We start from the raw sequence: 11,647 nt of genomic DNA, 5'->3' as shown, positions 1-11,647 counted from the left end.
GACACGTCTCACCATCTGGTGAGAATCATCACCAGAAAATGCCGTGAGGTCAAGAACCAAAGTGCGACAATCGGCAGATGCCATCCCGGACCTATGGCGGCGCCACCTCCGGTGAACGACGCGCACGACGACGCGCGGCGCTCCTGGACGCCGCGCTGGACCTGGTCGCCGGTGGCGGCGTGAAGGGGCTGACGGTGCGTGGCGTATGTGCCGAGGCCCGGCTCAACGATCGGTACTTCTACGAGAGTTTCCGCAGCACCGACGAGTTGGTGCTCGCGATGCTCGATGAACAGATGCTGGAGGGGTCGGCGGCCATCATCGAGGCCATTGCGAAGAGTTCGACGTCGAAGGATCCGGTGGTACGCACCCGTGCGGCCATCGGTAGCGGCTTGCGATTTCTCACCGCCGACCCGCGTCGGGGCAGGCTGCTGGTGGAATCGCAGGCCACCGAAGGGTTGGCGGCCCGCCGCCGCGATCTGGTCAAGACGCTGGCACAGGTGATGGCCGATCAGGGCCGCGTGCTGCTTCCCGCTGACGATGCGCTGGACCCCGATCTGGACCTGGCCACCTTCACGTTGGTATCCGGTGGACTGGACTTGGTCACCACCTGGTTTCGTGGGGAACTCGATATCACCCACGACCGGTTGGAGGACTTTCTGGTGGCGTTGGTCACTCGCGCCAACATCCGGGAGGACCAACGTGAGGACGCCGAGGAAGGTGCGAAGCCCGGCAACTAGGCTCATGTAAATGCGCCTAGGACGTATTGCCAGCCCAGACGGTGTCGCCTTCGTCAGTATCGAGGGAGATGACGGCACCGAGACCGCCAGGGAGATCGCCGAGCATCCCTTCGGGACGCCCACTTTCACCGGGCGCCAGTGGCCGCTCGCCGACGTCAGGCTGCTGGCGCCGATTCTGGCCAGCAAGGTGGTGGCCATGGGCAAGAACTACGCCGCCCATGCCGCCGAGATGGGTGGTGCCCCACCGGAGTCGCCGGTGATCTTTATCAAGCCCAACACGTCGATCATTGGTCCGGGTCTGCCGATTCAGCTGCCGCCCAGCGCATCCGAGGTCCACCACGAGGGTGAGCTGGCGATTGTGATCGGCCGGCCGTGCAAGGACGTCCCCGCTTCCCGGGCGGCCGAGGTCATTCTGGGATACACGATCGGCAACGACGTCTCCGCGCGCGATCACCAGCGTGCCGACGGGCAGTGGACACGAGCCAAGGGGCACGACACGTTCTGCCCGCTGGGGCCGTGGATTGTCACTGATCTGGATCCCTCGGATCTGGCCATCCGTACCGAGGTCAATGGCGAAGTTCGGCAAAGCAGCCGAACCTCGTTGCTGTTGCACGATGTCGGCGCGATCGTGGAGTGGGTGTCGGCCGTGATGACCCTGCTGCCCGGCGACGTGATCCTTACCGGAACACCTGAGGGTGTCGGTCCCATCGTCGACGGCGATACCGTGAGCGTCACCATCGAAGGTATCGGCACGTTGTCCAATCCTGTTGTGCGGAAGGCGAAGTAACAATGAGTGACACCACTGGATCTGGCAAGGTCCGGGTACGTTTCTGCCCATCGCCGACCGGCACCCCGCATGTCGGATTGATACGGACCGCGCTGTTCAACTGGGCCTACGCGCGACACTGCGGTGGCGACTTCGTATTCCGTATCGAGGACACCGATGCGGGCCGCGACAGCGAGGAGAGCTATCTGGCGATCCTGGACGCCCTGCGGTGGCTGGGCATGGACTGGGACGAGGGCCCCGAGGTTGGCGGCCCGTACGCGCCGTACCGGCAGTCGCAGCGCAAGGACCTACACCTCGAGGTGGTACGCAAGCTGCTCGCGGCGGGGGAGGCCTATGAGTCGTTCTCCACACCGGAGGAGGTGGAGGCGCGCCATCTCGCCGCAGGACGCAATCCGAAGCTCGGGTACGACAATTACGACCGCGACCTCACTGATGAGCAGCGTGCGGCGTTCCAGGCGGAAGGGCGCAACCCCGTTGTCCGACTGCGGATGCCCGATCACGACATCACCTGGAACGACCTGGTGCGTGGGGAGACCACGTTCGCCGCGGGTGTGGTGCCCGATTTCGCGCTGACCCGCGGTAACGGAGATCCGTTGTACACGTTGGTGAACCCCGTCGACGACGCGTTGATGAAGATCACCCACGTGCTGCGCGGTGAGGATCTGCTGCCGTCGACCCCGCGCCAGATCGCCTTGTATGAGGCCATGATCCGGATCGGAGTCGCCGACTCGATACCGGTGTTCGCGCACCTGCCGTCGGTGCTCGGCGAGGGCACCAAGAAGCTGTCCAAGCGTGATCCGCAGTCCAACTTGTTCCTGCACCGCGACCGCGGGTTCATCCCCGAGGGGCTGCTGAATTACCTTGCCCTGCTGGGATGGTCGATAGCCGACGATCATGACATCTTCAGCCTGTCGGAGATGGTCGCCGCCTTCGACGTCGCCAACGTCAACTCGAATCCGGCGCGGTTCGATCAGAAAAAGGCCGACGCCATCAACGCCGAGCACATCCGGCTGTTGGCCCCGGAGGAGTTCGTGGCGCGGCTGCAGACCTTCTTTGCCGCCCATGGGTACGAGCTCGGATTGGAGGACAGCGCTTTCGCGGTGGCGGCAGATCTGGTGCAGACGCGGGTTGTGGTGCTGGGCGACGCCTGGGGGCTGCTGAAGTTCCTCAACGACGATGTCTATGCCATCGATCCGGGATCGGCCCGTAAGGAACTAGGGGAGGGCTCGCTGCCGGTGCTGGATGCGGCGATCGGTGCGCTGGAGTCCGTCGACGCCTGGACCACACTTGCGATCGAAGAGGCGCTCAAGGGCGCGCTCATCGAGGGGCTCGAACTCAAACCCCGGAAGGCGTTCGGGCCGCTGCGTGTCGCCGTCACCGGTGCGACGGTGAGCCCGCCGCTGTTCGAATCTATGGAATTGCTGGGTTCCGAACGCACCCTGCAGCGGCTGCGAAACGCTCGGACCTGGGAAAATGAGGTAGAGGGCCAAACCGATTCGGGTTAATCGCCCTTGGTTTGGTAGTCTGCTCGTCGGCTCCAAAGTCCGCTGTCAGCGCGCTGACCTGCGGTTCTGCGAGGCCAATGGGGTATGGTGTAATTGGCAACACAGCGGTTTCTGGTACCGCCATTCTAGGTTCGAGTCCTGGTACCCCAGCGCAAATCATTTGCACGACAAGTGATTTGGTGTGATGCATACCGGTGAGCTAGACTGTCAAGTCTGCGCGCCACGCGCGTTGCACGGAAATGTTCTAGCCCCCGTCGTCTAGCGGCCTAGGACGCCGCCCTCTCACGGCGGTAGCGTGGGTTCGAATCCCATCGGGGGTACCAGCTCTTCTTCGAAGCTAGCGCCAACTCTCGGCGCGGTAGTCACCTAACATCCGCAGTGCTTCCTCGGTCAGCTCCGGATGGCGGTTACGCAGGGTCCAGATCACAAATTTGCGTGCTTGATGCGCGCCGGCCTTTGCGACGTCCACCTCGATGTCGAGGGTCTCGGCGCACAATTCACGGATCCGGTCGCCCTGTTCTCCGCCCACCTCGCCAGAACTGAGGTGGTGGACCAGCGCATCGCTCAATGGCCGCTTGATCTTCTTATGGCGTAGACCCTCACGGAAGGAGTCGAACGCATCGCGCGCGAGCCGGCCCACCGCCGTGCCTACTGCTGCGGCGCCGTTGACCCGCCCACGGGCATCGCGGGCATGCCGAGCTTGCGGTGATCCCAGGACCGAATGCGGGTAGGGCGCACCCGGACCGCGATGCGCTTGTTGAGCATCGTCTCGACAAATGGCTTCATTTCTTCGGTGTACGGGGCGGTGTACCGCTCGAAGACGCTGACGCCCACCTGGAACAGCTTGTCCGGGTCCTCGACGATTTCTGCCTGGCCCTCGATCGCCACGCCGCGCAGGGTGTCGTAGGTGAGTCCGTCCTCGATGAGGCATGTGATGGTGGGATTGCGCTTGAGGTTGACCACCTTCTGCGACTTGGCCTTGGTCTCGAACCACAGCTCGCCGTCGATCACCGCGTACCACATGGCGACCAGGTGCGGCTGCCCGTCGGCGCCGATGGTCGCCATGGTGGTGTTGCGTGAGTTGTTGATGAACGCGGTGATCTCTTCGTCAGACATGACGATCTGCGAGCGCTGGTTGGTTCCCATCTTCGGAGCTTAAAGCCGGGCTGTTATCGCCTCTGATGCGGCCACGAGATCGGCGGCCCAGCGAGCGCCCGGCCGCCGGCCCATCCGATCGATGGGGCCGGAAACCGATATCGCCGCAACGACATTGCCGTGCCGGTCGCGAACGGGCGCTGACACACTGGCGACCCCCGCCTCCCGTTCGGCGGCGCTTTGCGCCCAACCGCGCTTGCGTACATCGGCCAGAGCACGCTCGGTGAATGTCGCTCCGGGCAGCACCGCGGCCTGGGTGGCGGTGTCGCTGTGGGCAAGCAGAACTTTGGCACCTGATCCGGCGGACATGGGCAGGCGTGATCCGACCGGCACGGTATCGCGAAGCCCCGCTGGTGGTTCGAGTGCCGCCACGCAGATGCGGACGGTGCCTTCGCGGCGGTAGAGCTGCACGCTCTCGCCGGTGATCTCACGCAGTTTCGGCAGCACCTGGGTGCTGGCGCTGAGCAGCGGATCGTTCACATGTGCGGCGAGTTCGGTCAGCCCGGCGCCGAGCTGCCATTGCCCGTCACCGTCACGGGAGAGGAGTCGGTGGACCTCCAGCCCCGCCGCCAGCCGGTGAGCGGTGGCCCGAGGGAGCCCGGTGCGCTCGCACAATTCCGCCAGCCCGCAGGGGGAGTCGCCGATGGCCGTCAGGACCTGCACCGCTTTGTCGAGGACGCCGATACCGCTATGCTGTCTCACGGAACGATACTAGCGTTCCAAATAATGAGACGCAATGAGCACGGAGCCAATGATGACTAGTGTCCAACAGCCCCGGACCCTGGCAGAGAAGGTCTGGGACTCCCACGTAGTGGTACGCGGAACCGGTGAGGGTGAGGCCCGAGAGCCAGACCTCATCTATATCGATCTCCATTTGGTCCACGAGGTGACCAGCCCGCAGGCCTTCGACGGCCTGCGGCTCGCCGGGCGCCAGGTGCGTCGGCCGGATCTGACGATCGCGACCGAAGACCACAATGTGCCGACGATCGACATCGACAAGCCGATCGCTGATCCGGTGTCGCGCACTCAGGTGGAAACGCTACGGCGCAACTGCCAAGAATTCGGCATCCGCCTGCACCCGATGGGCGACGCCGAACAGGGCATCGTGCACGTGGTCGGACCGCAGCTGGGCTTGACTCAGCCGGGCACCACAGTCGTGTGCGGCGACAGCCATACCTCTACACATGGGGCATTTGGGGCACTGGCGATGGGCATCGGGACCTCCGAGGTCGAGCACGTGATGGCCACGCAGACCTTGCCACTGAGGCCCTTTCGGACCATGGCCATCAACATCGACGGCCCCCTGCCGACGGGCGTCACCAGCAAGGACGTCATTTTGGCGGTGATCGCCAAGATTGGCACCGGAGGCGGCCAGGGCTATGTCCTGGAGTACCGCGGGCAGGCCGTCGAAGAGATGTCGATGGAGGCCCGAATGACTATGTGCAATATGTCCATTGAGGCGGGTGCGCGGGCAGGCATGGTCGCCCCCGACGAGACGACATATGCGTATCTGAAGGGTCGTCCCCACGCCCCCGAGGGGGAGCTGTGGGATGCCGCTGTGGCCGAATGGGACTCGCTGCGCACCGACGAGGGCGCTCAGTTCGACGCCGAAGTGCACATCGATGCCAGTACTTTGACGCCTTTTGTCACCTGGGGCACCAATCCGGGGCAGGGAGTGCCCCTCAGCGCGGATGTGCCTGATCCGGAGCTGATGGCCGATGAGGAGGAGCGGCTGGCGGCCGAGAAGGCGCTGACCTATATGGATCTCACCCCGGGTACCCCGATGCGTGAGATCCCGGTGGACACCGTGTTCGTGGGGTCCTGCACCAACGGGCGGATCGAGGATCTGCGCGCGGTGGCCGACGTACTAAGGGACCAGAAGGTGGCCGAGGGGGTCACCATGCTCATTGTTCCCGGCTCGATGCGGGTGCGTGCGCAGGCCGAATCCGAGGGACTGGGTGAGATTTTCACGGCCGCGGGCGCTCAATGGCGCCAGGCGGGATGTTCCATGTGTCTGGGGATGAACCCTGACCAGCTGTCTCCCGGGCAGCGGTGCGCGTCGACCTCGAACCGGAATTTCGAGGGCCGCCAGGGTAAGGGCGGTCGTACCCACTTGGTGTCACCGGCCGTCGCCGCGGCCACGGCGGTGCGGGGAAAGCTCTCATCGCCAGCTGATTTGGCAAAATCCGCGCTCTAGACCAGCAGGGAGAGGAAATAGTGGAGGCATTCGACACTCACACCGGAATTGGTGTGCCGCTGCGTCGTTCCAACGTCGATACCGATCAGATCATCCCGGCGGTGTACCTCAAGCGTGTCACCCGAACGGGTTTCGAGGACGGTCTCTTCGCCGGTTGGCGTGCCGATCCCTCGTTCATTCTCAATCAGGAGCCGTTCAACCGGGGCAGCGTGCTTGTCGCCGGGCCCGATTTCGGCACCGGATCGTCCCGCGAGCACGCCGTGTGGGCCTTGATGGACTACGGATTTCGAGTAGTACTGTCGTCCCGTTTCGGAGACATCTTCCGGGGCAACGCCGGTAAGGCCGGTCTGGTCGCCGGATTGGTGGATCAGTCCAACATCGAGCTGCTGTGGAAACTGATCGAGCAGAACCCCGGTTTGGAACTCACTGTGAATCTTGACGATCGGACAGTGACCGCCGGAACGGCGGTGGTGCCGTTTGATATTGACGACTACACCAGGTGGCGGCTGCTCGAAGGACTGGACGATATAGGCCTTACGCTGCGAAAAGTCGACGAAATCGAAGCTTTCGAGGCCTCTCGGCCGGAGTTCAAACCCCGCACTTTGGAGCCCTCCGAGTAGCTGATTGGGCGCCCTTGGGGGCCAAGGGCATTCCTTTTAGGTCGGCAAAAGGCTTAGAGAATTTTGCCGAAATTACGCGTGGCACTTGGAAATCAGGTGCAGTTGGGTTTACCGTGTTCGAAGTCGGTTCAAAGTGGACCACTGGCTTCGGAGGGTTTTACATGAACAAAGCAGAGCTCATCGACGTTCTGACACAGAAATTGGGCTCGGATCGCCGGCAAGCCACCGCCGCGGTGGAGCACGTCGTCGACACCATCGTTCGCACCGTGCATAAGGGTGAGAGCGTGACCATCACCGGTTTTGGCGTTTTCGAGCAGCGTCGCCGCGCCGCACGTGTCGCCCGCAACCCGCGTACCGGTGAGACCGTCAAGGTGAAGCCGACGTCGGTTCCGACGTTCCGTCCCGGTGCACAGTTCAAGGCGGTTGTCTCTGGCTCGCAGAAGCTTCCGGCCGACGGTCCCGCTGTGAAGCGTGGCTCCACCGCCGCCCCGGCGAAGCGTGCCGCCGCCAAGAAGGCAGCCCCGGCCAAGAAGGCTCCCGCCAAGAAGGCCGCCCCGGTCAAGAAGGCAGTGGTCAAGAAGGCTGCTCCCGCCAAGAAGGCGCCCGTGAAGAAGGCAGTGGTCAAGAAGGCCGCTCCCGCCAAGAAGGCGCCCGTGAAGAAGGCAGTCGCCGTTAAGAAGGCTGCTCCCGTCAAGAAGGCCGTGACCAAGGCTCCTGCCAAGAAGGCTGCGACCAAGGCTCCCGCCAAGAAGGCTCCGGCCAAGAAGGCTCCGGCCAAGAAGGGCCGCAAGTAGTTTCAAGACAACATCGGGTCCCACCTCAGGGTGGGGCCCGATGTTGCTTTTGGGGCAGTGTAGGCGGCTAGCCGCCAGTAGGCAGCGGGCTGTCCAGATGGTCTGCGGCCAGCAGTTTCTGGCCGTGCATCGACAGCACCCACATGCTGCCCTTGCGGTTACGTGACTTATCGGGGCGGACACCGTCGCGATCTGCCCACCATTGGATGAGGTCTGGGATGACCCGTCCCTGAGTGCATACCACCCGGATGCCGTCCGACCCGGCGATTTCGAGAATTCGGCGATGTGCACGCTTTCGATCAGCCCAGTAGGCCTCTTCACTGAGTGCGGGCTCGCTATAGATCACCGTGTTCAGTTCCTCGGCAAGCGGTTCGACGGTCTGCCGGCAGCGCAATCGATCGGCAGCGTGAATGGCACTGGCGCCGAATGCGAGTAATTGACTGGTAAGCGCTTCGGCCTGGGCGCGGCCTTTCTTGTCCAACGGACGCAGCGTGTCATCGCCGGAATAGCGTTCCTTTCGCCCCGCTTTTCCGTGGCGCACAATGATCAATGTCCGAGTGTCAATTTCGTGCTTTGCGAGATTTCGCAGCACTTTCCGATCAACGGCGTAGCTGACCGTCTTGATCGCCCGCGCTACCGACATCCACTGAATCTCATCGACTTCATTGTTGGCTTCAAACTTCCCGTCCAAAGCTTGTGCCGCCCAATATCTGACGCGTTTGGTTCCCTGGGCCACCGGGTAACTCACCGATGGCAATCGTCTGCCGAGCCGGGCGCTGAATCCGGTCTCCTCGGCGATCTCACGGACGGCGGCGATGGCCGCCGTCTCACCGGGATCGAGCTTGCCCTTCGGTAATGACCAATCGTCGTACCGTGGCCTGTGCACCAGCGCCACTTCGATGGCTCCGGCAGTGTCTTCCTTGTACCGCCAGAGTGCGGCTCCGGCAGCAAGGACCGCAGCACCGGTCCGCGTCGTCGGATCGGGCACGAAAGCTCCTTCGGGGGAGAGTTGTTCAGCCAGAAGAACCTGGGCTAGCTCAGGTATGTGAGCGGTGCCGTTTCATCATTTCGACCTGATGGTCGCGCACCTCCTCGCCGTCCGCAGGCGAGGCCAACCACTGACCATCGGACTGCAGCTCCCAGCAGCGGGTCCGGGAGTCCAACGCGGAGGTGAACATATCGTCGAGCTGTGCGGTGAGCTTCGGATCGGTGACGCGTGCAAGCACCTCGACCCGTCGGTCCAGATTACGATGCATCATGTCGGCGCTGCCGATCCAGAATTCATCGATGGCGTTGAAGTGAATGATGCGCGAATGTTCAAGGAACCGGCCGAGAATGGATCGCACCGTGACGTTGCCGGAGAACTCCGGAACGCCAGGTCGCAACGCGCAGATACCGCGCACCACCACCTCGACGGGAACACCGGCCTGCGATGCCCGGTACAGCGCGTCGATGACCTGCTCGTCCACCAACGCGTTCATTTTCATTCGGATGCGGGCATCCTGCCCGGCCCGATGAGCTGCGATCTCCTGGTCGATGCGGTCGATGATCCCCGCGCGAATTCCGTGCGGTGCCACTAACAGGTTGCGGTAGGACACCTTCCGTGAATACCCGGTGAGCGAGTTGAACAGGTCGGTGAGGTCCGCGCCGATCTCCGGGGCGCTGGTCAGCAGGCCGACGTCCTCATAGAGCCGGGCGGTTTTCGGGTTGTAGTTTCCGGTACCGATATGGCAGTACCGACGGATGGCGGACCCCTCGCGGCGCACCACCAGTGCGGTCTTGCAATGCGTCTTCAGGCCGATCAAGCCGTAGACCACGTGCACGCCGGCATCTTCCAGGGCTCGGGCCCACTTGATATTGGCCTGCTCGTCGAAGCGCGCCTTGATCTCGACCAGGGCGACCACCTGCTTACCGGCCTCGGCGGCATCGATGAGCGAATTGACGATGGGCGAGTCGCCGGAGGTACGGTACAGCGTCTGCTTGATGGCCAGCACCTGCGGGTCGGCCGCCGCCTGCTCGATAAACCGTTGCACGCTGGTGGAAAACGAGTCGTAGGGATGATGAACAAGCACATCACCGTCGCGCAGGGTGGAGAAGATGCTCTTCGGGGTCTCGCCCTGACCGAACGCGGGGTGGGTTGCCGGGACGAACGTGGGGTCCTTGAGTGCGGGACGGTCCACGCCATAGACCTGCCACAAGCAGGACAAGTCGAGCAAGCCCGGTACCTGCACCACATCGCCGGGATTCACATCCAGCTCACGCAAGAGCAGCTCGAGCATGTGCTCGGTCATATCGTCGGCGACCTCGAGCCGAACCGGTGAGCCGAACCGGCGACGAGCCAATTCACGTTCCAGTGCCTGCAGAAGATCTTCGTCGCGGTCTTCCTCGACCTCGAAATCGGCGTTCCGTGTGATGCGGAATGCATGGTGCTCCACGACTTCCAGCCCCGGGAACAGCGCCGACAGATGCGCGGCGATGAGTTCTTCCATGGGAAGGAAGCGGGCGGTGTGGGCCGCCTGCGCGGCCTCGGCGCCTTCCGGACTGCGCAGCCTGACGAATCGATCGACGTTGTCAGGCACCTTGATTCGGGCGAAGTGCTGGCCACCTGTCTCGGGAACCTGGACGGTGATCGCGAGATTCAGGCTCAGGCCCGATATATAAGGGAACGGATGCGCCGGGTCCACGGCCAAGGGGGTCAGCACCGGAAAGACCTGGTCGGTGAAATACGACGAGAGGTAACTGCGCTCGTTCTCCGACAAGTCCGCCCAGGTGACGACGAAAATGCCGTTCTCGGCGAGTTCGGGCCGTACCGACTCGCTGAACACGCGGGCGTGCTGGACCGAGATCTCCTGCGTGCGCTCACCAATCAGTTTCAACTGCTCACGCGGCGACAGGCCGTCGGCCGAACGCACCGATAGGCCCGTCTCGTCGCGGCGTTTCAGGCCCGCCACGCGGACCATGTAGAACTCGTCCAGATTGGAGGCGAAGATCGCCAGGAACTTGGCGCGCTCCAGGATGGGCAGTGATTCGTCGGCGGCCAGAGCGAGCACGCGCGCGTTGAAATCCAGCCACGAGAGCTCCCGGTTGAGGTACCGGTCTTCGGGCAGCTCCTCACCCGACGCGATCGTGGTTGCGGCCGGAGGAACGCTGGGTGTGGTCACCCTTGTGATCATAGAGTTATCGGCCCGACTCAGAGCGGCAGCGCTGCTCCCAGTTCACGGGCCGCGCTCAGATCTTCCGGGGTGTCCACATCACAGCGCAAACCGGGCCAATCGCCGGTGAGCTCGACGGCCCCCGAATCCCGGTGTCGCCGTGCCGAATCGATTCCGAACAGCGGATTCAGCTCGCCGTCGGTGCTGAACAGCGCCGCCGTGCCGGTGCCGTGCCGGTCGGCGACGAAGCTGCGCGCATGGCTGCGGGCAGCCTGCATCGCGGCCGCGAATTCCTGGGCCGTCACCGCGGGAAGGTCGGCCTGCAACACAACAAGATTCGGAGATGCCGCCCGCAGCTGGGTAGCGGCGCTGCGCAACGCGTTGTTCAGCGGGTCGGGGTGGCCCTCAGGGGTGTCATCGAAGATGAACCGGGCCCCGGCCTCGCCGGCCGCCGCCTTAGCCGCGGGATCAGGGCTGATCACCGCCACGGTTCGGGCGGCGGAGAAGGCCACCGAGATGGCGTGTGTCAGCATGCCCAGCACCAGCCGTTCCCGCTCAGGTGCGGGCAGGGACGGCGCCAAGCGGCTCTTCGCGGTCGCCAAGTTCTTGACCGCGATGATCACGCCGAAGTCTGTGCCAGCCTGTCTGCCCACGTACTCCATGGTGCCAGCCCCGGCTAGGGTGTCTGCCATGGCCACGG

General features: G+C 63.8%; 12 protein-coding genes and 2 tRNA genes. 8 read left to right on the top strand and 6 right to left on the bottom strand.

The window, feature by feature from the left end; translation table 11 throughout:
* The first annotated feature begins 77 nt into the window (after positions 1–77).
* From AOT83_RS24315 to AOT83_RS24295, 5 genes are all read left to right on the top strand, one after another.
* A complete protein-coding gene (locus tag AOT83_RS24315) occupies positions 78–737 on the top strand; it encodes a TetR/AcrR family transcriptional regulator (RefSeq protein ID WP_057963699.1) in 660 nt (219 codons plus the stop codon).
* Positions 738–747: 10 nt separating this feature from the next.
* On the top strand, positions 748–1,524 hold the full coding sequence (locus AOT83_RS24310) for a fumarylacetoacetate hydrolase family protein (protein WP_030094102.1): 777 nt from the start codon (positions 748–750) through the stop codon (positions 1,522–1,524).
* 2 nt (positions 1,525–1,526) lie between these two features.
* On the top strand, positions 1,527–3,029 hold the full coding sequence (gene gltX, locus AOT83_RS24305; protein WP_057963698.1) for a glutamate--tRNA ligase: 1,503 nt from the start codon (positions 1,527–1,529) through the stop codon (positions 3,027–3,029).
* A gap of 78 nt (positions 3,030–3,107) precedes the next feature.
* A tRNA-Gln gene (locus AOT83_RS24300) sits at positions 3,108–3,179 on the top strand.
* 97 nt (positions 3,180–3,276) lie between these two features.
* Positions 3,277–3,352, top strand: a tRNA-Glu gene (locus AOT83_RS24295).
* A 14-nt stretch (positions 3,353–3,366) separates the two neighbouring features.
* Here AOT83_RS24295 and AOT83_RS24290 read toward each other — a convergent pair.
* The 3 genes from AOT83_RS24290 to AOT83_RS24280 are packed head-to-tail and all read right to left on the bottom strand — an operon-like array spanning position 3,367 to position 4,886.
* Positions 3,367–3,669 carry a hypothetical protein gene (locus AOT83_RS24290; RefSeq protein ID WP_030094100.1) on the bottom strand — a complete coding sequence of 101 codons (303 nt, stop codon included), beginning with the start codon at positions 3,667–3,669 and terminating at the stop codon, positions 3,367–3,369.
* A gap of 8 nt (positions 3,670–3,677) precedes the next feature.
* Positions 3,678–4,175: a PPOX class F420-dependent oxidoreductase gene (locus AOT83_RS24285; protein WP_030094099.1), complete on the bottom strand. Its 498-nt coding sequence runs from the start codon at positions 4,173–4,175 to the stop codon at positions 3,678–3,680.
* Between the two features lie 9 nt (positions 4,176–4,184).
* Positions 4,185–4,886 carry an IclR family transcriptional regulator gene (locus AOT83_RS24280; RefSeq protein WP_030094098.1) on the bottom strand — a complete coding sequence of 234 codons (702 nt, stop codon included), beginning with the start codon at positions 4,884–4,886 and terminating at the stop codon, positions 4,185–4,187.
* A gap of 49 nt (positions 4,887–4,935) precedes the next feature.
* On the opposite strand from AOT83_RS24280, the gene leuC reads away from it, so the two are divergent.
* The 3 genes from leuC to AOT83_RS24265 all read left to right on the top strand — a co-directional run bounded on the left by leuC (position 4,936) and on the right by AOT83_RS24265 (position 7,795).
* Entirely contained in the window at positions 4,936–6,381 is a 1,446-nt protein-coding gene (leuC, locus tag AOT83_RS24275) for a 3-isopropylmalate dehydratase large subunit (RefSeq protein ID WP_030094097.1), read from the top strand.
* A 20-nt stretch (positions 6,382–6,401) separates the two neighbouring features.
* Positions 6,402–7,001, top strand: a complete 600-nt coding sequence (gene leuD, locus AOT83_RS24270) for a 3-isopropylmalate dehydratase small subunit (RefSeq protein WP_030094096.1) — start codon at positions 6,402–6,404, stop codon at positions 6,999–7,001.
* A gap of 161 nt (positions 7,002–7,162) precedes the next feature.
* Positions 7,163–7,795: an HU family DNA-binding protein gene (locus AOT83_RS24265; protein ID WP_030094095.1), complete on the top strand. Its 633-nt coding sequence runs from the start codon at positions 7,163–7,165 to the stop codon at positions 7,793–7,795.
* Positions 7,796–7,862: 67 nt separating this feature from the next.
* Here AOT83_RS24265 and AOT83_RS24260 read toward each other — a convergent pair whose 3' ends face one another.
* The 3 genes from AOT83_RS24260 to cofC are packed head-to-tail and all read right to left on the bottom strand — an operon-like array spanning position 7,863 to position 11,609.
* Positions 7,863–8,783 (bottom strand): NUDIX hydrolase, encoded by a 921-nt coding sequence (locus tag AOT83_RS24260; protein WP_030094094.1) that lies wholly within the window; start codon positions 8,781–8,783, stop codon positions 7,863–7,865.
* A gap of 49 nt (positions 8,784–8,832) precedes the next feature.
* The gene (locus AOT83_RS24255) at positions 8,833–10,989 is read right to left on the bottom strand and encodes an RNA degradosome polyphosphate kinase (RefSeq protein WP_256364554.1); all 2,157 of its coding nucleotides are present in this window, start codon (positions 10,987–10,989) and stop codon (positions 8,833–8,835) included.
* Positions 10,986–11,609 (bottom strand): 2-phospho-L-lactate guanylyltransferase, encoded by a 624-nt coding sequence (gene cofC / locus AOT83_RS24250; protein ID WP_057963733.1) that lies wholly within the window; start codon positions 11,607–11,609, stop codon positions 10,986–10,988. The genes AOT83_RS24255 and cofC overlap by 4 nt, the downstream gene beginning before the upstream one ends.
* Between the last annotated feature and the right edge of the window lie 38 nt (positions 11,610–11,647).

The organism is Mycobacteroides sp. H001 (assembly GCF_001440005.1).
In the GTDB taxonomy this organism is placed as follows: domain Bacteria; phylum Actinomycetota; class Actinomycetes; order Mycobacteriales; family Mycobacteriaceae; genus Mycobacterium; species Mycobacterium gwanakae.
This window is presented reverse-complemented; position numbering and strand designations above follow the sequence as displayed.